Annotated in this window: 24 protein-coding genes; 7 read left to right on the top strand and 17 right to left on the bottom strand. The window is 67.4% G+C overall.

What is annotated here, in order from left to right; translation table 11 throughout:
* Window positions 1–145: 145 nt before the first annotated feature.
* The 7 genes from ACIBCN_RS23470 to ACIBCN_RS23500 all read right to left on the bottom strand — a co-directional run bounded on the left by ACIBCN_RS23470 (window position 146) and on the right by ACIBCN_RS23500 (window position 6,040).
* Window positions 146–997: a fructosamine kinase family protein gene (locus ACIBCN_RS23470; RefSeq protein WP_396993750.1), complete on the bottom strand. Its 852-nt coding sequence runs from the start codon at window positions 995–997 to the stop codon at window positions 146–148.
* A complete protein-coding gene (locus ACIBCN_RS23475) occupies window positions 994–1,773 on the bottom strand; it encodes a helix-turn-helix domain-containing protein (RefSeq protein WP_396993751.1) in 780 nt (259 codons plus the stop codon). Before ACIBCN_RS23475 ends, ACIBCN_RS23470 begins: the two co-directional genes overlap by 4 nt.
* Before the next feature lie 67 nt (window positions 1,774–1,840).
* On the bottom strand, window positions 1,841–3,526 hold the full coding sequence (locus tag ACIBCN_RS23480) for a molybdopterin-dependent oxidoreductase (protein WP_396993752.1): 1,686 nt from the start codon (window positions 3,524–3,526) through the stop codon (window positions 1,841–1,843).
* A gap of 63 nt (window positions 3,527–3,589) precedes the next feature.
* Entirely contained in the window at window positions 3,590–4,321 is a 732-nt protein-coding gene (locus ACIBCN_RS23485; protein ID WP_396993753.1) for an anti-sigma factor domain-containing protein, read from the bottom strand.
* Complete coding sequence (sigK, locus tag ACIBCN_RS23490; protein ID WP_396993754.1) at window positions 4,318–4,983, bottom strand: ECF RNA polymerase sigma factor SigK; 666 nt, start codon at window positions 4,981–4,983, stop codon at window positions 4,318–4,320. Before sigK ends, ACIBCN_RS23485 begins: the two co-directional genes overlap by 4 nt.
* Before the next feature lie 115 nt (window positions 4,984–5,098).
* A complete protein-coding gene (locus ACIBCN_RS23495) occupies window positions 5,099–5,734 on the bottom strand; it encodes a fasciclin domain-containing protein (protein ID WP_396993755.1) in 636 nt (211 codons plus the stop codon).
* 111 nt (window positions 5,735–5,845) lie between these two features.
* Window positions 5,846–6,040, bottom strand: coding sequence for a hypothetical protein (locus ACIBCN_RS23500; RefSeq protein WP_379291285.1), 195 nt, complete (start codon window positions 6,038–6,040; stop codon window positions 5,846–5,848).
* Between the two features lie 170 nt (window positions 6,041–6,210).
* On the opposite strand from ACIBCN_RS23500, the gene ACIBCN_RS23505 reads away from it, so the two are divergent.
* The gene (locus ACIBCN_RS23505; RefSeq protein WP_396993756.1) at window positions 6,211–7,014 is read left to right on the top strand and encodes a thioesterase family protein; all 804 of its coding nucleotides are present in this window, start codon (window positions 6,211–6,213) and stop codon (window positions 7,012–7,014) included.
* A gap of 20 nt (window positions 7,015–7,034) precedes the next feature.
* Here the strand turns inward: ACIBCN_RS23505 and ACIBCN_RS23510 are convergent, their stop codons facing one another.
* Window positions 7,035–7,664, bottom strand: a complete 630-nt coding sequence (locus ACIBCN_RS23510; RefSeq protein ID WP_396993757.1) for a hypothetical protein — start codon at window positions 7,662–7,664, stop codon at window positions 7,035–7,037.
* 577 nt (window positions 7,665–8,241) lie between these two features.
* On the bottom strand, window positions 8,242–8,883 hold the full coding sequence (locus tag ACIBCN_RS23515) for an FMN-dependent NADH-azoreductase (RefSeq protein ID WP_396993758.1): 642 nt from the start codon (window positions 8,881–8,883) through the stop codon (window positions 8,242–8,244).
* A gap of 242 nt (window positions 8,884–9,125) precedes the next feature.
* On the opposite strand from ACIBCN_RS23515, the gene ACIBCN_RS23520 reads away from it, so the two are divergent.
* Entirely contained in the window at window positions 9,126–9,455 is a 330-nt protein-coding gene (locus ACIBCN_RS23520; RefSeq protein WP_396993944.1) for a winged helix-turn-helix transcriptional regulator, read from the top strand.
* 714 nt (window positions 9,456–10,169) lie between these two features.
* Window positions 10,170–11,591, top strand: a complete 1,422-nt coding sequence (locus ACIBCN_RS23525) for an alpha/beta fold hydrolase (protein WP_396993759.1) — start codon at window positions 10,170–10,172, stop codon at window positions 11,589–11,591.
* A gap of 9 nt (window positions 11,592–11,600) precedes the next feature.
* Here ACIBCN_RS23525 and ACIBCN_RS23530 read toward each other — a convergent pair whose 3' ends face one another.
* Window positions 11,601–12,572, bottom strand: a complete 972-nt coding sequence (locus tag ACIBCN_RS23530; protein WP_396993760.1) for a helix-turn-helix transcriptional regulator — start codon at window positions 12,570–12,572, stop codon at window positions 11,601–11,603.
* Window positions 12,573–12,634: 62 nt separating this feature from the next.
* Here ACIBCN_RS23530 and ACIBCN_RS23535 point away from each other — a divergent pair, with 62 nt between their 5' ends.
* Together ACIBCN_RS23535 and ACIBCN_RS23540 are read left to right on the top strand one after the other, a co-directional pair.
* Entirely contained in the window at window positions 12,635–13,222 is a 588-nt protein-coding gene (locus ACIBCN_RS23535; RefSeq protein ID WP_396993761.1) for a DinB family protein, read from the top strand.
* On the top strand, window positions 13,219–13,680 hold the full coding sequence (locus tag ACIBCN_RS23540; RefSeq protein ID WP_396993762.1) for a VOC family protein: 462 nt from the start codon (window positions 13,219–13,221) through the stop codon (window positions 13,678–13,680). Before ACIBCN_RS23535 ends, ACIBCN_RS23540 begins: the two co-directional genes overlap by 4 nt.
* A 220-nt stretch (window positions 13,681–13,900) precedes the next feature.
* On the opposite strand, the gene ACIBCN_RS23545 is transcribed toward ACIBCN_RS23540, so the two are convergent.
* Window positions 13,901–14,506, bottom strand: a complete 606-nt coding sequence (locus tag ACIBCN_RS23545) for a nuclear transport factor 2 family protein (RefSeq protein WP_396993763.1) — start codon at window positions 14,504–14,506, stop codon at window positions 13,901–13,903.
* Window positions 14,507–14,608: 102 nt separating this feature from the next.
* Here ACIBCN_RS23545 and ACIBCN_RS23550 point away from each other — a divergent pair, with 102 nt between their 5' ends.
* Entirely contained in the window at window positions 14,609–15,799 is a 1,191-nt protein-coding gene (locus ACIBCN_RS23550) for an amidohydrolase family protein (RefSeq protein ID WP_396993764.1), read from the top strand.
* Here the strand turns inward: ACIBCN_RS23550 and ACIBCN_RS23555 are convergent.
* The 6 genes from ACIBCN_RS23555 to ACIBCN_RS23580 form a co-directional block, all read right to left on the bottom strand.
* Window positions 15,759–16,274: a MarR family winged helix-turn-helix transcriptional regulator gene (locus ACIBCN_RS23555; RefSeq protein ID WP_396993765.1), complete on the bottom strand. Its 516-nt coding sequence runs from the start codon at window positions 16,272–16,274 to the stop codon at window positions 15,759–15,761. The two genes, ACIBCN_RS23550 and ACIBCN_RS23555, sit on opposite strands and share 41 nt — an antisense overlap.
* Before the next feature lie 144 nt (window positions 16,275–16,418).
* A complete protein-coding gene (locus tag ACIBCN_RS23560; RefSeq protein WP_396993766.1) occupies window positions 16,419–18,689 on the bottom strand; it encodes a DUF4153 domain-containing protein in 2,271 nt (756 codons plus the stop codon).
* Between the two features lie 72 nt (window positions 18,690–18,761).
* Window positions 18,762–19,862 carry an ATP-binding protein gene (locus ACIBCN_RS23565; RefSeq protein WP_396993768.1) on the bottom strand — a complete coding sequence of 367 codons (1,101 nt, stop codon included), beginning with the start codon at window positions 19,860–19,862 and terminating at the stop codon, window positions 18,762–18,764.
* On the bottom strand, window positions 19,859–20,560 hold the full coding sequence (locus ACIBCN_RS23570; RefSeq protein WP_396993769.1) for a response regulator: 702 nt from the start codon (window positions 20,558–20,560) through the stop codon (window positions 19,859–19,861). Before ACIBCN_RS23570 ends, ACIBCN_RS23565 begins: the two co-directional genes overlap by 4 nt.
* 447 nt (window positions 20,561–21,007) lie before the next feature.
* Window positions 21,008–21,475 (bottom strand): GNAT family N-acetyltransferase, encoded by a 468-nt coding sequence (locus ACIBCN_RS23575; protein ID WP_396993770.1) that lies wholly within the window; start codon window positions 21,473–21,475, stop codon window positions 21,008–21,010.
* A gap of 419 nt (window positions 21,476–21,894) precedes the next feature.
* The gene (locus tag ACIBCN_RS23580; RefSeq protein ID WP_396993771.1) at window positions 21,895–23,916 is read right to left on the bottom strand and encodes a heavy metal translocating P-type ATPase; all 2,022 of its coding nucleotides are present in this window, start codon (window positions 23,914–23,916) and stop codon (window positions 21,895–21,897) included.
* 182 nt (window positions 23,917–24,098) lie between these two features.
* Here ACIBCN_RS23580 and ACIBCN_RS23585 point away from each other — a divergent pair, with 182 nt between their 5' ends.
* The gene (locus tag ACIBCN_RS23585) at window positions 24,099–25,265 is read left to right on the top strand and encodes an AI-2E family transporter (RefSeq protein WP_396993945.1); all 1,167 of its coding nucleotides are present in this window, start codon (window positions 24,099–24,101) and stop codon (window positions 25,263–25,265) included.
* Window positions 25,266–25,295 lie beyond the last annotated feature (30 nt).

Below are 25,295 nucleotides of genomic sequence, written 5' to 3' on the forward strand. Positions count from 1 at the left end.
GACGCCTGGCCCAGATCCGCACTCTTTCTCAGGCCACTGCACACCCTGTCCGGCGGCAAAACCAAGTCGAGTCCGTCTCGCAAACGGACGCCGCGCAGGAATTGTGCGCCCTGTCTGCGAGCCGCATGCCCCGGTTCGGTGAGCGCTAGACCTTCAACGCGGCGGTGGCGGCGGTGCAGGTTTGGGAGCGGTAGCTGGGGCCGAACAGGACGACGTGGACGAGCAGGTGGTGGAGTTGGTGTAGGGGGATGCGGGTGCGCCAGCCGTCGGCGAGGGGGTGGGTTTCGTTGTAGGCGGACCGGATTCGGTCCAGGTGTGGTGCGCCGAACAGGGCGAGCATGGCCAGGTCGGTTTCGCGGTGGCCTGCGTGGGCGGCGGGATCGATGAGGATGGCGCGTTCGGGGGTCCAGAGGATGTTGCCGGACCAGAGGTCGCCGTGGATACGGGCGGGTGGTTCTGGCGGGCCTGCCAGAGTGTCGATGCGGTCGATGACCTTCTCCAGCAACCGGGTTCCGTCCGGGCCGAGGTGTGCGGCGGCCTGGGGCAGATAGGGCGCGAGTCGGCGTTCGGCATACCACTGGGCCCATGGGCCGGCGGATGGTGTGTTGTCCAGGGGTAGTTCGGCGATCCATCCTTGCCACGGTGCGCCGAATGTTTCGGGTGAATTCGCGTGCATCGCGGCGAGTTCCCGACCGAACTGCTCGGCGGTGGCGGCTGTTGATCCGGTGTCGTCGAGCCAGGGCAGCACGATGGTGTGGTCGTCGGCGGCGAGCACGTCGGGCAGCAGCGTTCCAGGCGCGAGGCCGGTGGCGAGCCAGCGCAGACCTGCGGCTTCGGCGGCGAAGACCGTGGTCGGCGCGGCAGAGGTTTTGACGAAGACATCGCGGCCGGTCGCCAGCGACGCGCGGTGCAGGCTCCAGGCGTGACTGACACCGAGGTCGGTGACGGCACCGACGGAGGTGTTGAGGAGTGCGCCGAGGCGGTCGGCGAGGGTCATGGGGTTTGGGCGGTGAGGCGCTTCATGGTGTCCTCGTCGGCGGGGAAGAACGATTCGATGGCGAGTTCGGCGACGGTGACGTTCATAGGGGTGCCGAAGACAGTGGTGACACTGATGAAGGACAGTTCGTGACCGTCACGGAGTAGACGGAGCGGGACGACGGTCTGGTCGGGCTCGGGCAGGGCCGGGTCGATTTCACCACCGGGATAGGCGAGCAACTCGTCGCGCAACTCCACCAGCTCGGGTGAACCGGTGACCTCGACCTGGCGGGACAGGCGCGCGAACACATGGCCGCGCCACTCCGCGAGGTTGACGATCTGACCCGCCATGCCGTCGGGGTGCAGGCTCAACCGCAAGGCATTCACCGGCGGGGTCAGCAGGGCGGGATCGATGTCGGCGAGAAACAGCGCCACGCCGGCGTTCGCATCGATCATCGTCCAGCTCTGATCGATGGCCAGTGCCGGGTACGGCTGGTGGCCGATGAGGATCTGCCGCATCGCGCCGCGGACCGCGTCCATCGCGGGAGTATCGAGCGCGGGTTCGGCATAGGCGGGTGCGTAGCCCGCGGCGAGCAGCAGCCGATTGCGTTCGCGCAGTGGGATTTCCAGGTGCTCGCTCAAATGCGCCAGCATGGTCCGGCTCGGCGTCGCGCGACCGGTCTCGATGAAACTCAGATGCCGAGCCGACGTCTCCGCGCGCCCCGCCAACTCCAACTGACTGAGCCTGCGCTCGAGCCGCCAATGCCGCAGCAGATCACCAGCTGTTTGCGTACTCACTCCCCGATCCTACGAACAACCCGACCCCACGACGATTACCTCGCAGGTAATGCCGCCTGGCTCCTGATCAGCGCACGGTGATCACCCTGCTGTGCCAACCGGTGGAACCGTCGGGGAACGGTGGGGTGCGGTGGACGGTTTGGGTGGTGCCGGTGCGGTCGGTAGCGCGGACGCGGAGGGTGTGCGGGCCGGGGGTGGCGGGCCAGCGGTAGGTCCATTGGCGCCAGGTGTCGGTGGAGTATTCGGCTGCGAGGGCGGCTGGTTGCCATGGCTGGTCGTCGATCTGGATTTCGACGGTGTCGATGCCGCGATGTTGGGCCCATGCGACGCCGGCGATGGTGAGGTCGCCGGCGGGGACGGTGACGAATGCGGCGGGGACGTCGATGCGGGATGCGGTTTTGATGGGTGCCTGTGCGCCCCAACCGCGGTCGGTCCAGTAGGCCTTGGCGCGGTCGAAGCGGGTGAGTTCTAGGTCGATGACCCATTTGGTGGCAGAGACGTAGCCGTAGAGGCCTGGGACGATCAGGCGCGCGGGATAGCCGTGGGCGATCGGCAGCGGTTCGCCGTTCATGCCGATCGCCAGTAGCGCGTCACGGCCGTCGGTAACCGCGGAAACCGGTGTGCCCGCGGTGAATCCGTCGATGCTGCGGGACAGCAGCATGTCGGCCTCTGGTCGCACACCCACCTCGGCGAGCAGGTCGGCCAGGGGGTATCCCGTCCAGACCGCGGTGCCCGCCAACTCGCCGCCGACCTCGTTGGATACGCAGGTCATGGTGATCATTCGTTCGACGGGCATCCGACGACGCAGCTCGTCGAAGTCCAATTCCATTGGGCGATCGACCATTCCGTGGATTCGCAGTCGCCAGTCGGCACTGGTGAGCGCCGGAAGTTGCAGCGCCGTGTCGACTCGATAGAAGCGATCGTTGGGAGTGACGAACTCGGCCAGCCCCGGAACCGACGGCCGCACACCAGGTCCGGCGGCCGGCGCCGGTACCGCCACCCGCGGAACCATGAACCCCGCCCGATCGGCCACCACGTCGTGCAGCCGAGCGCCGAGCCACTTCCCCGCGACCCCCGCACCCACCGCGACCGCACCGAAACCCGCTGCCATCGCCAGAAAACGACGTCTCGACGCACCTGCTCCAGCCGCATCGCGAGCCACGGCAGGTCCAGCATTCGACTCTGAACCGATCGATGACGGGCCGCCATCCCGCGCTGACCCCGTCGATGCCAGAGCACCACCTGCCGCCGACTCCCACCGCGCCGCCGACTCGGCACCGAGCGCACGGTCACCCGCACCGATCAGGCCGATGAGCACCCGCAGCACCACCACACCGGCCACCACACCGGCGAGTGTCGGTACCGCGAACCATGGTGTAGCCGTGGGACGTTGGAGTGCGGCTCCGATGACCACGCCACCTAACAGGACGAGCAGTACGCTACCCAGCGGGCGCCGCCGTTCCAGCATGCCGAGGATAGCCGCGAAGACGACCATCACCGCCGCCATCGACGCGAACAGTGCGAGCTTGTCATTGCTGCCGAAACGGCGAATCGCGGCGTCCTTCAACGCATGTGGCGTATGGTCGACCACCGAGGCGCCCATCGCGTAGAACGGCGAGGCGGCCGGATCGATCACCGCGGCGACCAGATGGCCGACGCCCAGCACCGTCAGCGCGGCCAAGACACCACTGAGGGCCGCGGCGGCTACGGTAAAAACCTGCTTCGGGCGTGCTTGTGCCACACCTTGTTTCATCGCAGTCTCCCTGCTTGTCGGGATGGGAAGCTGCGAGATCCGCGGTCGCGGACGGCAGCTGGGTCAGGTGAGATTCACGCTGGCGATCGGCGGAGTCGTCGGCGTCGGTGAACCGGCGGCCGGTTCGACGGTGATGGCCAAGGTGTCGATAGCGTCGAAGCGCGTCACCATGGCGGGCCCGGAGGCCGGCAGCTCGGTCATCACCCGAGCGGAGCGAGCCGTCCCACCGAGCGGGATCAGCCAGACCTGATAGGCGTGACCGGACGGCGGCGCCGACACCGACTCGAAAGATACTGTGGCAGCACCGATTCGAACCGAGGTACGAATAGTGAGCGTGCCACCACCGGTGACCGGCACCGACTTCACCAGCACATCGGGTTGTTCCAGCACCATTTGCGCGGTGAGCTCAGGCGAGCCAGGATCGGCGCTGCGATGCACGAGCACACCCACCCCCGCTCCGATGGCCACCACCACCGCGACCGCCGCGGCGAGCCAGCGTAACCGCTCGAATCGCTTGCGGGACTGGGACTTGACCGATACCCCGGTCGCTTCGTCGAGGGCCCGCAGCAACGCGGTCTCCAAGTCGGGCGGTGGCGCGGTCGCGTCGAGAACGGTGAGCGCGGCCAATGTTTCGCGCACCCCGGAAACGATGGCGGCGAACGCATCCGCGGTGGCCTCGTCGGCATCGCGCAACCGGTGCTCGATGGTGCGGCGCTCGAGCTCGGCAACCGCATCCATCGCGTACGGGTAGGCCAGGTCGAGCAGATCCGTTGCGGCCCGCCCGTTCTCACTCATGCGGTATCACTTCCTGTCAGGCAGTTCTCGAGCCGCTTCAATCCGTCGCGGATGCGGGTCTTGATGGTGGGCAGCGGGACCTCGAGGTGGTCGGCGACCTCGCTGTAGGTCCGGCCGCTGTAGTAGGCCAGCGCGACGGCCTCGCGCTGGATGGCGGTCAAGGTGTCCAGGCAGTCCAGCACCGACTGCTCGGCGAGGAGCTGGCCGACCTCCTCGGCGACGACGTCGTGGTCGCGGCCAAGATTCGCTTGGCCGTAGGCGATGTCGCGGGAGGCGGCGGACTGCTCGCGGCGGACCCGGTCCACCGCCCGCCGGTGGGTCAGCATCATCAGCCAGCCCATCGGACTGGACAGCTTCCGGTCATATCCCGCCGCGAGCGACCAGGCCTGCAGATACACCTCCTGGGTGATCTCCTCGGCCGCCGCGTGCCCACGCAGGATCCGCAGCGCCAAGCCGAACACCCGATGGCTGGTCGCCCGATAGAACTCGGTGAAGGCATCGCGATCGCCGTCCGCGACAGCGTCGAGCAGTTCGACCAGCCGTCGCGACCGCGCGGCCTCCTCCGGATCCGCGCCGGTCGAGCACGACGGCGTCACCGGCGGCCCGCCCCCGCCGGTGTTGCGGCGCAGGCGGATCGCGGCGAGCTTCGGCTCATTCGGCATGCCCACCTCCGCATCGATCGCTGGCGGGGACGGATCTGGAATGGATCTGCGGCAGCAACACGGCGAGCACGACTCCTGAGGGGAAGGACCATTCCGAACTATGGGTGTGGCGAGGTTACGCGGCCGGCGGCATCAGCACGGTATCGATCATGTACACGGTCGCATTTGCCGTCTTCACTCCGCCGCAAATCACCGCAGCGTTGCCCACTTTGATGTCATCGCCGCTGCGGGCGACCGTCACGTCGGCACCTTCGACGGTCTTGTGCGTGCCCGCGATCTTGTCCGGCGCGATCTGGCCCGGCACCACGTGATAGGTGAGGATCTTGGTCAGCGTGGCCGAGTCGGTCTTCAGCGCGTCCACGGTGGCCGGATCGATGTTCACGAACGCCGCGTCGACCGGAGCGAACACCGTGAACGGCGCGCCGTTGAGCGTGTCGACCAGGTTCACCTGCGGATTGAGCTGTCCGGACACCGCGGCGACCAGCGTGGTCAGCAGCGGATTGTGGGAGGCCGCGGTCGCGACCGGATCCTGTGCCATGCCGCTGACCGAACCGGAACCGGTCGGCACCTGCTGGGCGTAGGCCTTGCAACCGGCACCGACCAGATCGCCCGACGCGGCGGTCGAGGTGGTCATCGCCGCGGTCGAGGACGGCGCGGCGGCGTCCTCGGACTTGTCGCTCGAACAGGCCGAGGCACCCACCACCGCGGTCAGCATCATCGCCGCCACGACCGAACGTCGCATTACAGTCATCGTTGTTTCGCTTCCGTCGATACGGCTCGAAGCCGTGCTTGGCATTGGACGGAACGGAATTCGCCTGGCTCGCCGACCCGGATGGGTCTGGGATCGCGCCAATTTTTGGAGCTAACGATCCGCGCGCGGGTCGAGGATCATCGCGCCGGATTGCACGAGGATGCCGCGGGCCCGCCGGCGCACCCGGCAGGTGTCCACCGAGCAGTCCAAATGGATCTGCATCGCCCGGTGTGCCCGCGCCGCCGACATCGGGCCGGGGTCGACCCGGCAATCAGCGATATCGGCATTCATCGCAAACGTCTGCATCTGTTTGTCCCTTTCGCCGGGGCGCTCGACGAGCGCACGTCCAATAGCCGCACTAGTACTTCGCACAGCAACCAGCAACGGACTGGCTAGTCTTTGCCGGGCGGGACACGGTCGCGGCGAACATCGCGTGCGCACTCGCTCATGTCCCGTTCGGCAGGCAGGATCGTGGGATGACTACTACGGCGGATTTCGTGTTCGACAGCGATACGGCCAGTGCACGAGTCGGCGAGCACGAGTTCGGGCTGACGCTGTCGGACCGATGGACCACCTTCATCGGCACAACGAATGGAGGGTATCTGCTGGCCAGCTGTTTACAGGCGTTGCGCCACGACTTGCCGCAGCCGGATCTGCTGTCCGCGTCCGCGCATTTCCTGCGCCCGGGTAGTCCGGGGCCCGCACGGATCACCACCGACGTCGCCCGGGTCGGGCGGCGCACCGCGACCGGGCAGGCGACGCTGCTGCGCGAGGACAAGGAAATCCTGCGCGTGCTGGCCACTTTCACCGATCTGTCAGCCGCCGACGGACCGACCATGGTCAGTGGCAAACCGCCGGCATTGCCCCCGCCGGACCAATGCGTCGACGCGTTCGCCGCGTTCCGGAACCAACGGCCGCCGATCTCGGAACGAACCGAGGCTCGGATGGCGGAGGTGCCCGGCTTCTGGCGTGGCGAGCCCGGCGGGACCTCCTCCACCGAGTTCTGGCTGCGCCTGGCCGACGGGCGGGACGCCGATCCGATCGCGCTGGCGTTCCTGGTCGACTCCGCGGCACCGATCGTGTTCGACCTCGGCATCCCCGGCTCCGCCACCATCGAACTGACAGTTCATATCCGCAACCGGCCGGTCCCCGGCTGGCTGGCCTGCCGGGTCAGCACCAACTATCTGATCGACGGGTTCCACGAGGAAGACTTCGATATCTGGGACAGCACAGGGACTTTGGTCGCACAGTCACGGCAGTTGGCGATCGTCTCGACGTAGGTCGTTGCTCAACAGTCCGATCAGGTCGGTGGTGCGATCTTGGCGATGGACACCACGCCCGGACCTGAAGTGACAGTGACGAACTGGCGATAGGTGCGGACGGCGGCGTCGGGGCGGATCTCGGTGATGACCACGTCGAAGCGGCCGTCGGCCATCGGCGTGATCATCACGCAGTGCTGGGTGCCCGCCGGGACGGATCGGATGCCCGCGCTGATCACATCGACCGGCGGCACGGACGCGTCCGTCGTGGTCACCGCGCGCGCGTCGGACCCCGAGCGGGCCACGTAGTAGGCGTATTGGAAGGCCAGGATGACATCGGGTCCCGAGGTGGTCGATCCGGTTCCGTTGCCGCGCACCAGCTGATCGTTCCTGGTCGGTTCGCAGCCGGGTCCGCCGCCGAGCACCGGATCCGCGTAGGAGGCCGACTGTCGCGGCGCGCTCGCCGACGCCGTGTACACCATCACCACCGCGACCGCGGCCATCGAACCGACCACCGCCGCCGACCCGACCAGCCAAGGTCGATTCCGGCGCTGGGCATGCCAGCGCTGCGGTAGCGACGCCGGAATCATCCCCGGCCACAACGGCGCTACCGCCTTGTGCCGCCCGCGTTGCGCGGCGGAACTCCCCCCGGAAACGTTGGACGACGACATAGTTCCGCCGCACCCCCTTTACCGGTGCCTACTCAGCGCCCTGGGACACCCTCAATGCCGTTGCGTAGTAACAAGATTGCACACCTTTGCCCGGCATGCCGGTCGAATGAATCACAGACCGGACTGCCGGTTTCGGTGCGCCCCTTCGGTTGCCGGCACCGGACGTGAAGAACTGCGCCCCAGCTACTGCCCCGACCGATCCGACCGCGCCCCAAGGGCCTGCCCGACTCGCACACTCCCAGCCACCGCTGTCGGGTGGGACATGGCGGCAACAGTCGAGTAACCCGATCGGATCGAGGTGGCGAGGCGAGTCGCCGCGTGCGGGCCGAGGGAGTGCGGCGAAGCCGAACAGGCGGCGGCTATTGGCCGAAGCCGGGGTGACCGTACTGTGCGGCGGGCGCACCGGCGGTGGCCGAGGGAGCGGGCGGTGCGGGCGGGCTCGTGATCGGGTTGCGCTCTACCAGCACACATCCCGAACCTCGTTGGATTTCCAGCGATTACTACCGAGGCCCCTCGCAGGGTCTGCCCTAGATCAGCTCGACGCTGGCGTGCGCCTGGTGATCGGTCGCCTTGCTGGTCAGGCGGCGGACCGGCCGGATAGGGCCGAGCCCAGGCGGCGGGCCTGGTCGTGCGATTCGAGCATGGACGTCTCATGCAGCGGCAGCAACGGTGCCATCCCCGGGACATGCGCAGCCATGGTGAGTTCGGGGGTGATGATGATGAGGTCCAGGCCCAGGATGGGCTCTCCCAGGATGTGCTCGAGCGTGGGCACCAGATGGTCCATGCCTTCCTTCGGGGTGCCCGGTCCATAGCCGCCGCCACGGGCGGAGACCACCAGGGCGGGGCGACCGGCCGTCGACACAGGTCCGGTGAGGTTCATGGTTCGCCCGACGACCAGAATCTGGTCCAGCCACGCCTTGAACACCGACGGCACGGTGAGGTTGTAGAGCGGCACAGTGAACAGGTAAGCGCCCGCGCCGAGGAACTCCTCGATCAGCTCGTCCTGGATCGTCAGCGCCGCGGCCTCCTCGACAGTGCGGGCGGCCGGGTCGGTGACGCGAGCGGTGACACCCGCCGCGCTCAGATGCGGCACGGGAGTCACGGCCAGGTCGCGATGAACAACCGGCCCCTGCCACTCGTCACGGAAAGACTGGGCGACCTGACGAGAGACCGAGCCCTCGCCGAGTGCGGAAGTATCGATGTGGAGCAGGTACGACATGAGAGGTTCCGGGCCTTTCCAAAGTTGCTCGGGGGCAGTGCCGTTGGGGACTGAATGTCCACCTCGGTCACGTACCTCCAATACGAACGTTTTGTTCGTAGCGCCATGATGGATCAGTATTGGAGGCGTTACAAAAGGCACAGCGGTGTGCGTGACGGAGAGGAATGTGTGCCATGGACCTCAGCGACAGCTCGGGAGCCGCGGCCGCGGCAGGCCCGTGCGCGAATATCCCCGCCGAGCAGATGGATTTCATCCGCAAGGTCCTCGACCGTGTCGGAGACAAGTGGAGCCTGCTCGTCATCGCCGCGCTCGACGCCGGACCCCTGCGCTACACCGACCTGCAATACCGAGTCCCCGGCATCTCCCAGCGCATGCTCACCCTCACCCTGCGCCAACTCCAGCACGACGGCCTCATCACCCGCACCGCCTACGCCGAAGTCCCCCCACGCGTGGAGTACGCCCGCACCCCACTCGGACACGGCCTCCACGAGATCGTCGCGTCCCTGATCGGCTGGGCCGCCGACCACCACAACGAGATCCGCGACCATCATGCACGCGCCACCACACCCTGAGTTGTCAGCAGAACGCGCCGAGCACCGAGTCCGGGGTATACCCCGGTCGATCGTTGATGATTGCTGCTCATGAGTGCGCCCAGCCCGCAATGGTCTCCACCCCACGTCTGCGACCTGTGCCCGCACCCGATCTCCGAACACGCTGTGGACACCGGACCATGAGTGCGGCGGCTGGATGCACTGCCGTGCGGCCGACTGCCAATGCTGGCACGACTGGCCACGCCTAACCCATACCTGATCGGCAGGCTATGGCGCTGGCTGCATATGACGTCGAACAGCGTGACGACGCGGAAGATCAACGGCCGGAATGCCATTACAGTCGCCGCCGGGTTTCCGCTGCGCACCACTGGTCAGTTGATCAGGGGGAACCGGTGGCGGCATCGGCCGAGAGGCCAACTACATCAGTTCCTCCTGATCGATTGTCCAGCAGCATGATTGCCGCTCAACCGGGCAGGTTTGGAGCCAGTTCAGGGATTCGACGAATCGTTGGTGTCGCGTGGGTCGGTCGACGCCGTCTGGTTGCCTTCGGCCGCCCGCTCGTTGCGTGTCAATCACACTGAACGCGATGGTCGTTCGCGCCGGAGTTGCTCGGGGCGCGCGAATCCTTGCCATCTCGACAGAGTTCGGATGCGGGCTCGTCCGATCATGTTGCCCCCTCAAACTTTCTGATCGCGCAATCTTGCGTGGCACGCAAGTTTGACTATCGTCAAGTTCGTGGCATTCGTACTCGGACTGCGTGAGCGGAAGAAACTGGCGACGCGGGAGGCGCTCGGGTTGGCGGCGTTGCGGTTGGCGGTCGAGCGTGGTGTGGACGAGGTGTTGGTCGAGGATATTGCCGCGGCTGCGGGGGTCTCGCCGCGGACGTTCAACAATTACTTCGCCAGCAAGTACGAGGCGGTCTGCTCGGTGGCGGTCGATCGGGCTCGCCGGATCGCGGACAATCTGCGCGAGCGGCCCGACACCGAAATGCTGTGGCCCGCGGTTATTCACGCCACGCTCGAAGAGTTCCGTGATGCCGAAACGCCCGATCCAGCCTGGACGGCGGGGGTACGGCTGATCACCGGCGCGCCGGCGCTGCAGGGTGAATATCGCAAGGCGCAGGCGGTGATGGAGGCGGGGCTCGCCGAAGCCATCGCGGGGCGCACCGGCCACGACCTCGGTGCCGATATGTTCCCGCGAATCATGGCGGGGGCTGTCGCGGCCGCATTGCAAGTCGCCATCGATCGGTGGGTGGATGCCGACCCGCCGGTTCCCGCGCTGCCGGTGATCCGAGAGGCGTTGCGGCAGCTGTCTTTTCTCCCAGGAGTGTTTCCCATGGATGTCCCGACCCAGCACACCCTCGCCGTCCCCGGCGCCTCCCTCTACTATGAGATCCGCGGTACTGGACCGCTGCTGTTGTTGATCACCGGCGGCAACGGCGACGCGGGCGTGTTCGACGCGCTCGCCGAACGCCTCGCCGATCGATACACCGTCGTCGCCTACGACCGGCGCGGCTTCGCGCGCAGCCCCCTCGCCGGACCTCCGGAGGATCGAGTGGTCACCGACGGTGCCGATGCCGCGGCGCTGCTCACCCACCTCGCCGACCGGCCCGCCTACGTCCTCGGCAGCAGTTCAGGTGCGATCGTGGCGCTCGAATTGCTCAGCAGACATCCCGAATTGGTAAGCACGGTCGTGGCGCATGAACCGCCGTTGGCGACGCTGCTGCCCGATTCGGCGACCTGGTTGGAGTTCTTCGACGGTATCTATCGGACCAGCCGGACCGAGGGCAACATGGCGGCCATGGGCGCGTTCGCCGAGGGTATGGGACTTCGGATGCCGACCCGGCAGCACCAGGAACCGCCGCCCGAGAGTGCCCCGATGATGGCCCGCATCCAGAAAAACCTCGAGTTCTGGATGGAATACGAGCTGCGCCAATACGTGCGCTACGCACCGGATCTCGCAGCGCTGCGGCCGTCTGCGGACAAGCTCGTGCTCGGCGTCGGACACGACTCGAAGGGGACGTTCCCCGCCCTCCCCAACGGCGTTCTCGCCGAGGAACTCGGTCGCGAGGTCGTCGAATTCACCGGCAACCACATCGGTTACGTCACCGACGCGACCGAATTCGCCGCACAGTTGGACCAGTTGCTCGTCACATAACCGCCCCGTTCAGCAGTCGGCTGGGCCCGCGGTACCGGCCGACAGCAGCCGCTGGGCCAATTCATGGCAGCGTGCCGCCAGCTCCGGCGGGTCGAGCACCTGGAAGTCATGGCCGAACAAGACAACGCGCAAGAGCACCGCGTCGAGGTTGTCGGCGCCGCTGAGCACTTCGCAGTGCTCGCTGTCGCGCGGCCGGACGACGGCCGCCGACGCTGGGATCTGCGCGCGGACAACGTCGGCCGGTGCGTGCACGAGGAAGCGAGCCTGACGCGAATAGACGCGGCTGGCCACACCCTCCTGCACGTACGCGGCCGCGTCCGGGGTGACGCGTGCGCGGAAATGCCACGTTCGGGCGGCCGCCTCGGTCATCCGGTCGACCCGGAAGGTGCGCCAGTCGTCGCGATCGAGGTCGAAGGCGAACAGGTACCAGCGCCGGTCCGAGGCGACCAGCCGATAGGGCTCGACCCGCCGCGAACGCGCCACGTTCCCGGTCGGGTAGTCGAAGCCGATCTCGACCTCGTCGCGGCAGGCTCTGGCCAGTGTCATCAGGACATCGGAGTCGACCGGGGTGCGGGCGCCGTCGAAGGATTCCACCGAGCCGGACAGTGCGCGCACTTCGTGGCGCAATCGGGTGGGTAGCACCCGGTCGAGTTTGCTGAGCGCCCGGAGTGCGGCGTCGCCCGCGCCGACCGCACCGATCAGCAGCGAGACCGCGGTGACGATCGCCTCTTCGTCGTCGAGCAGCAGCGGCGGCAAATCTTGACCCGGCCCGAGCTGGTAGCCGCCGCCGACTCCCTGACTGGCATGCACCCGATAACCCAGCGTGCGCAGCCGATCGACGTCTCGTCGCACCGTGCGCGGCGTGACCCCGAGCCGGTCGGCGAGATCGGGGCCGGTCCACACCTGACGCTGCTGCAACAAACCGAGCAGGGTGAGCACCCGCTCGGTCGTGCCTCGCTCCGCCGCGCCTGCCACGTCCACCTCACCAACACTGCCAGAGATAGCGGACCGTATCTGTCCGCTAGGCGTGTCAGGGTATCCGCATGGAAGTAGACGACCTGGACTGGAACCGCACGCTGCGTGAACAGTGGGAGTTCCACTGGGATCACCAGATACGCGCGCGGCTGGCCGGCCTCACCGACGACGAGTACTTCTGGTCGCCGGTGCCGGACGGCTGGAGCGTGCGGCCGCGCGGCACCTCCACCGCGCCCGTGCAGGCCGGCGGCGGCGAGTTCACCATCGATTACGCCTTCCCGACGCCAGATCCGGCACCGTTCACCACGATCGCCTGGCGACTGGGTCACGTCATCGTCGGCGTGCTCGCGGCGCGCAACGCGGCCTACTTCGGCACGGACGCCGCGTCATACGACACGTGGGAATACGCCGACGACGCGGCCACCGCACTCCATCAGCTCGAAACCCAGGTCGACACCTGGCTGGTAGGGGTGCGCACGCTCAGCGATGCCAAGCTCGCGATCCCGGTCGGCTCGAAAGAGCCCTATCCCGAGGCGTCCATGGCTGATCTGGTGCTGCACATCCACCGCGAGCTGATCCATCATCTGTCCGAGGTCTGCCTGCTGCGCGACCTCTACCTGCACACCCGACACACCACGAATGGAGCAACCCGATGAGCCGCGAATTCCAGGTCACCTTCGACGCGCACGACCCCGCGGCGGTGTCGACCTTCTGGCGCGACGTGCTCGGCTATGTGCACCCCGGCCCGCCCGGCGTCGACGTGCCCGCCGGCACCGACCCGCTGGGCGCGTGGGACGAGTTCCTCGCGCGTATCGGTGTGCCGCCCGAACAGCGGAACACGCGCTCGGCCATCGAGGATCCCGACGGGCAGGGCCCGCGACTGTTCTTCCAGCAGGTGCCGGAGGACAAGGTCGCCAAGAATCGCGTACACCTCGATGTCCGTGCGGCGCCCGGACTGCAGGGTGCGGAACGAATGGCGGCGCTGGAAGCCGAATGTGACCGGCTGATCGCGTTGGGCGCGAAGCGGATACAGCGCTACGAGCCCGAGCCGCCGATGGGCGCGGGCCACATCGTGATGGCCGATCCGGAGGGCAACGAATTCTGCCTGGACTGACCGCGTAGGACCTGGTTGCGTTTCGGCGCAGCCAGGTTCCGCTGCCTCGTCAGCTGATGTGCGACGTTGCGGATGCGCTCCGAGGTGGCGGTAAGCGCGAATTCTGACACCGCTTATCGGTGAATTTCGGCGTCGCTCGGGGCCGATCCGGGGAGGGTGTATCCGTGAATTTCGACGTCACCCCGGTCGGCGTGTCCGGTCGCTGGGCGTGTCAGAAAGGTCAGCGCGCCAGACCGGCCCAGCCGTAGGCCGCGTCATACAGCGTGGTGAGCTCGGTGGGCCGGTCGATGCCGTAGCGATCGGTGGGGACGGTGTACCCGCGCTCGGTCATCCACAGGCGCAGCATGCGATAGGACGGTCGAGTGCCCCCGAGGTCTTCCGGGCGCAGTGTCGGCGGGGCGGTGGGGAGAGCCGGGGTCAGCGTGTCGTGGTCGAAGATCGCCACCGACGCGGCGAACCGCCACCCGCTGTCCCCCTTCTCGACGCGATGCAGCATCCGCAAATACGAGGTGAGGTCGACCTCGACGCCGCGGAAGGTGTCGCGCATCTCGATGATTATCGGCACCTCGACGATCGCGCGGGTGCCGTTGACGTCGATGACGGGCTGTCCGAGGCGGTGGTTGGAGGGGGTGTGGTCGAACACGCGCTTGGACACCTCGATGTACTCGGCCGCGGTGCCGTCGAACCAGCTCGTCTGGATCGTCGCCTCGGGCGTGTAACACCGCGCGAGGATGGACCACCATCCCCGGTCACGGGCCTGTCGCTCATGGGTGACCAGGGTCAGCACATTCGCCAGGTCGGCGTCATTGTCGGACAGGGGTCGCATCGCGCATTCCTTTGATCGGGCCGAAGTCTTGTCTCATCGCCGGGACGTCACTGCCTCGCCATCTATGGGTTAGTGTATACCAAGTCATATATAGGAGAGATCATGACGAGATATGTCATCGAGGGTGCCCAAGTGTTCGACGGCGAGCAGGCGATCGGCGTGCGGACTGTGGAGGTGGAGGATGCGCGGATCGTCGCAGTCGGCGTACCCGTGCCAGCCGGGGTCGAGCGAATCGACGGCAGCGGCGCCACGCTGCTGCCCGGCCTGATCGACGCGCATACCCACGCCGACCTGGAAATGCTCGGCCAGGCCCTGCGGTTCGGCGTGACCACCGAGCTCGATCTGTTCTCGTTCCCGAGCACGATGAATGCGCTTCGCCGCGCCGCCGCCGAACGGACCGACATCGCAGACGTCCGTTCATCCTCGGTGGGCCTCACGGCGCCCGGCGGGCATCCGACCCAGCTCAGAGGCACCGTGAACGATCCTGAGTTGCCGACGGTCGCCCGGCCCGAGGACGCCGCCGCTTTCGTCGACGAGCGGATCACGGAGGGCGCCGACTACATCAAGGTGATGATCGAAAGCGGCGAGACACTCGGCAAGCAGGTCCCCGTCATCGATGCGAACATCGTCAAGGCGACGGTGGTCGCCGCGCACGACCGCGACCGCATGGTGCTCGCCCACGCGCTGACCATCGAGGCGACCCGGGCGGCGCTGGCCGCCGGCGCCGACGGGTTTACCCACCTGTTCATCGACGGCCCGTGCACGCCCGATCTGGTCGAGGCGTTCACCGCGGGAGGGGTTTTCATGATCCCGACGCTGAACCTGCTCGCCTCGATCACCAACCAGCGCCTGGGTGCCGACCTCGCACGCGACAGCCGGGTCGCCGGGCGCCTGCCGCAGGCCTGGTCGGACAATCTCAGCGCTCAATTCGACACGCTCCCGGCCAGCAACTTCGATGCCGCCCTCGCCGCGGTGGCGGCGTTGCATGCCGCCGGCGTACCGATCCTCGCCGGTTCGGACGCCAATTACCACTTCGGTGCGCGCGGCATGGCACACGGCGTGAGCCTGCACGGCGAACTACAGCTTCTCGTCCGGGCGAGTCTCACCCCGGTCGAGGCGCTGCGGGCCGCCACCAGCCTGCCCGCGACGACATTCGGACTGCGTGACCGCGGCCGGATCACCCCGGGCGCGCGGGCCGATCTGCTACTGGTCGACGGCGACCCCACCCGCACGATCGCCGACACCCTCTCGATCAGGGAGGTGTGGCGGAGCGGATCCAGGACAGCCCGCTGAGCGGATCGCCGGGCGCCCTCCCGGCATCCGACCTGGTTGACGCTGGGAGGGCGGCGTCTGCGATCGACTGCAACGAGTCCTGCAGTGTCCGGAGAGTCTGATCGGTGAGACCGGCGAGCAGCCGGGTCATTACCTCCTCGGCAATGGTGTCGCAGCGTCGCAGGAGCTCCGCACCCTCCGGGGTGATCCTGTGCAGAATCGCCTTACCGGCACCGGGCCTGCGTTCGAGCAGCCCTCGCTGTTCGAGCCGGGCGACCACCGCGCCCGCCGACTGATCGGATTGCCCGATGAACAGGGCCAGCGCGTGGGTCGAGGAATCAGGCTCGGCCGCAACGGCATACAGCATGCCCCACTGCGGCAATGTCACCCCCACCCGAGCGAGCGCGGCCTCGCAGGCCGTCTGCTTGCGCAGCTGCGCCCGCCGCAACAGCATCGCGATATCGACACCGCTGGGCACATTCTGATCGGCTGTCATCCCCGCAGTATATAACAACACGTATATGAGAACCCGGAGAAGCTCGGGCGGCCTCGATGCCGGGCGGTCAGATATCCGCGCCCACAGTCGAACTCGTCCGCGAGAAACTATGACCGAAACCGCCATCGTCGCAACGGCAACTTGTCACCTTCTGGCGTCCGCACGAGACAGGTTCCAGCTGTGCCAGGTGTCGGGGTCGAGGTGGTCACGAATCCTGTTGCGAACCTCGGTGCGCAGCGGTTCGGGAAGCCGGTCGGTCGCGGGCAGGACGTCAGCGGACAATTCGGCCAGGTAGTTGGTGTCGATGGCCTTGCCGTGCTGCCAGCGGTCGATGTTCTTATCGGCGACGAGGCGTTCCGGATTCAGGATGGCCAGCGCGAGCAAGGTGGCCAGGGCGGTGCCGATGACCGCGCGCGACAACCACATCCGGCGCAGACTCAACACCGCGCCGAGCACCAGCAGATAGATCAGGCCGAGCCAGAGTTCGCAGGCCTCGACCAGTAGGCGGAGCACGGTGAAGCCATAGGCCTGCTGATAGGTCCACATGCGGCCGAGGGCCGAGGCGACGATGATCAGCGAAAGCACGCTCACCGCGCACAGCAGCACACGCAACCACAGCCGATCGGCTGCCGAATCCGTCGCGGCCCAGCGCAGCACGACCAGGATCACCGCGAGAGTCAAGACGGTGACCGCTGACAGTTGCCAGAACCCGCTGCGCGCGTATTCGGCGTAGGTGAGTCCGGCCGTGCGCTGCACATAGTCGTCACCGCCGAACAACGCCACGAACTGTGCGCCGACGAACACCGCGAACAGGACGGTCAGCGCGCCGACAGGCAACGCCCACTCCAGGCGGCTCAGCGTTGGCCCTTGGTCTTCCTCGACGAATTCCGAGGCCGGTCTCGGCGGACAGGCCAGCACGTACAGCGCGCCGATCGCGGCGAGCCCGACCACGACGAACAGCACGATCCACTGGAACGTCAGAGCGCCGTCGACCTCCGGTGTCACGGACTCCAGCAGTTTCGCGAACGTCGCGTCCGCACCGCCGAGCAGCGGAACGAATACCGCGAGCAAGACGACAGTGGCGATCACCGACAGTGCGATGCCCCGCTCCCGCTGCGACTTGACCCCGCGCGAACGCTCGAGCCGCGCATACACCCACGGAATACCCGCCAACGCCGCGAGAGGCCAAGCGAGCACGTCGTAGATCACCCCGCTTGCCGACCGACGCCCCACGACCGCGAACGATCCGGCGACACACGCTGCCAGTACGCACAGCGTGAACAACCAGCCCGCCGCGCGGAAAGTGCCCACCGCCAGCAGGGCCAGCAGCATTCCCGCCCACCAGATCTGCGCGGACTTCGCGCCGAACAGGCCCTTCGACTGAATCTCGATGCCGGCAGCGGATTCCTCCGCCGAAATAGACCGGCGATCTCGATCTGTCGCTGACCAGGAATCCTGGCCCGCTACTGCGGAATCCGATCCGTCCGTCTCCGGGTTCCGCTCGCCCTCGACTTCTGAGCTGGCAACTACGGAATCGCCGGACCCACTGGACTCCGGACTCCCTTCGGCCGAACGCTCACCGTTGACGTCGGTCTCGGGCACACGAGATGTCGGATCGTTCGAGGCATTAGCGGCATCAGCCGGGGTACTCGATGCGGGGCCGGACTTCAACTCCAGCGCATCGGGTTTCGACACCCCCGCATCTCGCGGGCCGGGTGCCGCCGAATCTGGGGCTTCCCCGAGTTCATCGGCTCGCGAATTCGCGACGGCCGAGCCCGCTTTTTCAGCGACCTGGATCTTGCCCGCCCGCACGCCGGATGCCGAATCCTCCCCTCCGGGATTCGATGTCGCGGCGGATTTCAGCACGGCACCACGTGTCGAATCCTCCCCTCCGGGATTCGATGTCGCGGTTGGCGGCAGCACGGCACCACGTACTGAATCCGGCGCTGCGGACTCACTGGCCGCAGACCGATCGTTGTCGATCGAGTCCGGTGCGGCGGCTGCGTGCCGAACCGCCTTGCGGGCGTTCCGATCGACCAGGTACACCGCGCCGATGGCGACCGATCCGGTGAGTAACCAGCCGATTCCGGGACGGTCCAACGGAATCAGGGCCGCGCCGGTGAATCCCGCGAGGCATGCGGCAGGCAGCACGCCGGGCGGGCTGGCGACGCGACGCCACTTCGGCGGTTGCGGCGGGGCCATGCGCATCGGCTGCGCGAGCAAGTTCATCACCGGACTCGGAGCATCTGTGGTGGGCGACGGTGCGTATCCCGGTCGGGTGTCGGTACGCGCCGCGTCCGCCAGCAACGTCGCGCCGGTGCCGGGCTTCGAGTACGCCTCTGTGAGTTCGACAGGCCGAGCTGCTCCGTGCCCTGCGGGTCTCGACGGCGGTGGCGTTTCGGGTGTTTCGGACATATTTCCCCTCCTGAGGGTGTGCGGGATTGCCCCCGGGACCTCGTACGGTCCGGGTGAGCGGGTGTAGCTGGGTCAGTGGCCGGGTAGGACCACGCGGATACGGGAGCCGGGGTCGGCGACAGCGATGGTGCCGCCGTGTAGATCGACGATCCAGCGGGAGATGGCGAGGCCGAGACCGGTGCCACCGCCCGCGGTGCGACCGCCGCGGGTGAAACGGTCGAAGACACGGGCGCGTTCGGCCGGTGGTATGCCTGGCCCGTCGTCGGACACCTCGATCACCAATTTGCCTGCGTGCCTGCGCACAGTGACCCGAACCTCGCCGCCTGCCGGGCCGTGTCGTGCCGCGTTGTCGAGCAGGTTGAGCAGCACTTGATGCAAACGTGCACGGTCGGCGAAAACGCCTATGTTGCCGGGTTGTACGTCCGTCGTGAATCGCACACCCCGGCCCAGCGCCGCCGCGGCGACGTCCGCCTCGGCGACGACCTCGGCCAACAGCGGTGCGACGTCTAGGCTTTCGCGGTCCAGCGGGAAGGCACCCGCCTCGATGCTGGACAGGTCGAGTAGTTCGGAGACGAGCAGGCTCAGCCGCTCGGTTTGGGCGAGCGCGGTGCGCAACGTCTTCGGATCCGGCTCGGACACGCCGTCGACGAGGTTCTCCAGCACCGCGCTCAATGCGGTGATGGGCGTGCGCAGTTCGTGCGACACATTCGCGATCAAGTCACGGCGCTGTTGGTCCGCGGCGGCGAGATCCGCGGCCATCTGATTGAACGCCTCCGCCAGCTGCCCGACCTCGTCCCGTGACGTCGCCCGCACCCGCCGCGTGTAATCCCCGTGCGCCATCCGTTTCGCCGCCGCGGTCATCTCACGCAACGGCCTGGTGATCCCATGCGCGAGGAACTGCGAGGTCACCAACGCGATCGCCACCGCGGCCAGCGTCGTTTTAGGCGGCAACCACCCGATCTTGATCCGAAAGAACCCGAACGCGATCCCCCCGGCGCACAACATCAAAATCGCCAGCTTCACCTTGATCGACCGCACCGGATCCAGCGGCCGCGGCAAAACCTCCGCCACCTTGTCCGACAACGCCCGCAGCCGCTCGACGAACCCATGGATTCCAGCCACCCCCTCACCCTCGGGTGGCCCTGGATCGGGTGCCGCGTGCGCGCGCATCATCGCGCCTCCAGTGCGTAGCCGACGCCGTGCACGGTGCGGATCAGGTCGGCGCCTAGTTTGCGGCGCAGGGCTTTGACGTGGCTGTCGACGGCTCGGGTGCCTGCGGCGTCGGCCCAGTCCCAGACTTCTTCGAGGAGGCGTTCGCGGGCGAGGACGACGCGGGGGCGGCGGGCCAGGCGGGTGAGTAGGTCGAATTCGAGTGGGGTGAGCTGGGCTTCGATGTCGGCGCGCCAGACGCGGCGCTGGTCGACGTCGATGCGCAGGTCGCCGACGATGATGGTGTCGCCGTCGCGGTCGGCGGCGCGGTCCATGCGGCGTAGCAGTGCGTGCACGCGGGCGGTGAGGACGCGCAGGGAGAACGGCTTGGTCAGGTAGTCGTCCGCGCCGACGCCGAGTCCGACGAGTTGATCGGTCTCATCGGTCCGGGCGGTCAACATCAGCACCGGCACCGCACGCTCTGCCTGTATCCGCCGACACACCTCGAGGCCATCGAACCCCGGCAACATCACATCGAGCACCACCAGATCAGGCGACAGCGCCGACGCCGCGGCCACCGCTCCCGGCCCGTCATGCGCCAGATCCACGGTGAACCCTTCGGCCCGCAGCCGCACCGCCACCGACTCCGCGATGGTCACTTCGTCATCGACCACCAGAATCCGCCGCGCCAGCTGTCCCCCAGCCGCTCCGCTCTGTTCCATGTCCGGAACCCTAGCCACCCGCTGTGGAGAGGTCCGGCACCAAATGTGGAGATTCCGTGTTGACGGCCCGGTGTCAGGGGGGATCGCTGAACGCGGCCGGTATCCGGACACCTGCCGGGTCGAGCGCGGTGCGCCAGGCACAGGCGGTCGGTACGCAGACGCACTGCGGTTCGGAATGGCGTTGGCCGTTTGCGCACGGACCGCTCGGAGTGCACCTGCCGCCTGGCCGGCACGGGCGCGGTGGAGGTGCCGCACGGCCGCACGCTCCAGCCGTCCGGCACCGGCGACCAGAAGTACTCGTCGTCGGTGCGGCCAGGCCAAGCGAGTATCGAAGCCCTCCTGACTCCGGCCAAGCGAGTGCGGTCGAGTCAGAATCTCCCTGCCGAAACCAGTGCAGCGCGGGACTCCGCCGACGCGAATGCAGTGGATGCGAGTTAGCACCGAGTGCTACTGCGCGACAAGCGCATCTACTTCCATCAACGGTAGTTCGCGGCCGGGGACCGACCCGGACGCGACGTTGCCGACTCTGACCGCGCCCATCGCGCGGTAGAACGATTCGGCGTTCGGATCGGCATGGATCGCCAGACGCTGAAAGCCTGCCTCGCGGGCGGTTTCGACGGCGTGCCGGAACAGCTCGCTGCCGACCCCTTTCCCGATCGCCTCAGGAGCGACGTAGAGCATTCCGAGCTCACCGACGGGCGCTGCCCCTTCGACGGTCACGAATCCGACCACGACTCCACCCGACTCGGCGACGGCGGTCCGTTTCGCGACAACCTCCGACGGGGCGAGTGTGAGCTCGTCTCGGCACAGGGCAACGAACTGTTCGTCATAGCCCCAGAAGGCCTTGGATCGCAATGCGAGATCGCTGAGCAGCGCCGCCTCATCCGAACGCCCCGGCCGTACCATCACACGCATCTCACGATTCTGCCAGCAGTCCGCGACACAGTAATTCCGCCGAACCTGAGCCAATCCCGCTGGGCGACTGGACAACCGGCTGAGTCCGGACGTCGGGTCTCGTCGTTCCAATCCGACGACCGGGACGGCATCGAGTGCTTTCTCGCATCGCGTGCCAGTTGTGGCCCGCCCACGGGAGAACTGCGGCCACTCAGTTAGCGGGTCTGCGGCAGTTCGTGTTCGCCGTCGGGGGTTTCTCGCGCTGCGTCCAATTGAGCCCGCTCAGCCGATGCGGTCTCGATCAGCGGGCTCATGGTCAAACGCATTCTCGCGTCATGTGCCAGGCCCCGTTCAACGGCGCCCACCGGTCACTCGATAGCGAGTGACCGGCGCCTGTCATGATCCCGCGAGCCAAGCACGGCCAGTTCAGCGCCCATCGGTCACTCGGTAGCGGGCCGAGGCTCGTGGTCGATGCCCTCATGTTCGGCGCCCCGTCCGAAGCGCAACAGCCGCAGGGCGTTCGCGACGACGAGCAGGGTGGAACCTTCGTGAATGAAGACCGCAGGGCCGATGGGTAGGCCGATCAAGGTGGCGGGAACCAGCGCGGCGACGACCAAGAGCGAGAAGGCGAGATTCTGCCGGATGATGCGGGCGGTGCGACGACTCAGCGCTACCGCGAAGGGCAGACGGCCGATGTCGTCGACCATCAAGGCGATGTCGGCGGTTTCCAGGGCGACGGCGGAACCGCTTGCGCCCATGGCGATGCCGACCGAGGCGTTCACCATGGCGGGCGCGTCGTTGACGCCGTCGCCGACCATGGCGGTGCCGTTGCGGCCGCCGAGCTTGCCGATCATGGTGACCTTGTCCTCGGGGAGCAGCCCACCGTGTGCGGCGTTCAGGCCCATGTCGGCGGCGACGGCGTCGGCGACGCGCTGGTTGTCGCCGGAGATGAGGACGATGTCGTCGATGCCGAGTTCGCGCAGTCGTGCGACGACGGGTGCCGCCTCGGCGCGCGGTATGTCCATCACGCCGACGACGCCCAGGTACACGCCCGCGTGCCGGACGATCATCGTGGTGCGGCCACGCTCGTGCAGCTCATCGACGATTCGGATGATGTCGCCGGGCACGCCCTCGGGATCGAGTTCGACGAACATGGTGCGGTTGCCGACCTCGGTGGCGCGGCCGTCGACCAGGGCGGTGACGCCGCGACCGGTCACCGAATTCACCGAGGTCGCCGCCCGTTCGGCACCGGCGGGCACCAAGAGCGCGAGGTCGCGGGTGATCGCGCCGGCAAGGGGATGGTCGCTGTAGGACTCGACCGCGAACAGGGTGGTGATCAGTTCGTCGCGTAGCTCCGGCCGGGCCTCGACGATGTCGGTGACCTTGGGCTGTCCCCAGGTGAGGGTGCCGGTCTTGTCGAACGCCATCGACCGCACGCGGCCCAGCGTCTCCAGTGGTCCGCCGCCCTTGGCGAGGACGCCGGCCTGCGCGGCCCGGGCGATTCCGGCCAGCACCGCGCTCGGGGTCGCGATCGCCAGCGCGCACGGGCTCGCGGCCACCAGCACGACCATGGCTCGATAGAAGCTGTCGGCGAACGGTTCCGACGCGACGAACACACCGAAGGCCAGCACACCGAGCACTCCGGCGAGCACAACAGGCACATAGCACAGCTGGAAGCGGTCGATGAATCGCTGGGTGGGCGACTTCTGGGTATCGGCCTCGCGCACCATCGTGATGACCCGCGCCAGCATGCTGTCCGCGGCCCGACTGGTCACCAGCACATCCATCGCGCCGGAGCCGTTCATCGTGCCCGCGAACACCCGATGCGATTCCGGTACGGATGTACTACTCGCCAGCGCGGCGGCCGCGTCGGCAATCGGCGCCTTCTCCACCGGAATGCTCTCACCGGTCACCGACGACTCGTCGACGCTACTCACCCCGTCGACCACCACACCATCCGCGGCGAGCCGCGAATTCGGCAGCACGACAACTACGTCCCCGATCGCCAGCGCATTCACCTCGACCTCGCGCACGACACCGTCGGGCCCGCGCACCAGCGCGGTGTCCGGAGCGAGTTCGGCAAGCGCCTCGATCGAGCGCTGGGCGCGACCCATCGCGTACTCCTCGAGCGCGTGCCCGAGGCTGAACAGGAACAGCAGCACCGAACCCTCGGCCCACTTGCCGACCATGGCCGCGCCCACCGCCGCGACCAGCATCAGGAAGTCGACCTCGAATCGGCCGCGGCGCAGGGTGGCGATCGCGGTACGAATGGTGAAGTAGCCGCCGAAGAAGTAGGTCGCGGCGAACAATGCGAGCGCCACCCACTCCGGTGCCGACACCAGGTACTTCGCCGTCATACCCGCGGCGTAGGTGACGCCGGAGGCGATCGCGAAGATCAGCTCCGACCGCTCGCCCAGCAATGACGACCCATGCCCGTGCTCGCCTCGTGCCTCTGTACTCATGCCGCAGATTATATGCATAAATCGCAATGTTTGCATATATCCTGTTTCATCGACTCCACGCCGGGTACAGCCACCACCCTCCACCGTTGTGGCGCGGCGACAGCAGAAGGACCAGCTCGGTGAACGATTCGACAGAGAAATCCGTGGACGACGGCGTGGCCGAAGAGGCCCACGGCCACTGGGTGGGCCAACCACATGCCAGCGACGAACCGGCGGAGATCACGGCAGCCGAGGCCGATGCCGCCGCGATCAGCACCGAGAAACATCCGCTGGGTAAGCCGGGCAAGCGATTCGATCGCTGGTCCCCGTTCATGATCGGGATGACCGGTACCGCGGGCGTCATCGTCACCGTCGGCTTCGGCCGGCTACTCCTCGACGCGCGTGACGCGCTGGTGCTGGTGGTCGCGGCGCTCTTCCTCGCGATCGGCATCGAACCGGTGGTCTCCTGGATGACCAGACACCGGGTCCGGCGCGGTGTGGCCGTCACGATCGTCTTCGTCTGCGTACTCGCCGGGCTCGCCGGATTCCTCGCCGCCGCGATCACGCCGATGATCGATCAGGGCAGAGCGCTCATCGACCACGCACCGGACAAGCTGCGGCACCTCGAACAGACCTACCCGATCGTGCGCACCACCTCGGCCCGCTTACATCTGGAGGACAAACTGCGCGAAGGCATCGCCGCCGACACGTCATGGACCGGCGGCCTGCTCGGCGCAGGGAAAATGGTGTTCGGCGCCATCACCAGCACGGTAATCGTCGCGGTACTCACCGCCTACTTCTCCGCGAACTTCCCGAAACTACGCGCCTACGTCTACCGCTTCTTTCCGCACGCGCGGCGACCCCGCGCCATCTTGATCGGCGACGCCATCTTCGTCAAGGTCGGCGGCTACGTCCTCGGCAATGTGCTGATCTCGCTGATCACCGCCGTGCTCACCTTCATCTGGTTGCTCACCTTCGATGTCCCGTTCGCGCTGGTGCTTTCGGTACTCGTCGCGGTGCTGGACCTGATCCCGCTGGTCGGCTCGACGCTGGCCGGCGTGATCATCGCGGTGGTCGCGCTGACGGTGTCGCTCCCGGTCAGTCTCGCCACCGTCGGGTTCTTCATCTTCCTGCGGCTGGTGGAGGACTATCTGCTGGCACCCAAGATCATGGGGCGCACGGTTCAGGTCCCCGCCGTGGTGACGGTCGTTGCCGTGTTGCTCGGCGGTGCGCTCCTCGGCATCATCGGCGCCTTGCTCGCCATCCCCGTCGCCGCGGCCGTGCTGCTGCTGATCAGCGAGATCCTGTTCCCGCGCCTCGACCGGGTCACCGACGAAAGCGGCAACGCCGCAACGACTTCGACGGGATGAGCGGCGAGATCTCCTGATGCGCGCCCGACA

Source organism: Nocardia sp. NPDC051052 (assembly GCF_044456045.1).
Lineage (GTDB): Bacteria > Actinomycetota > Actinomycetes > Mycobacteriales > Mycobacteriaceae > Nocardia.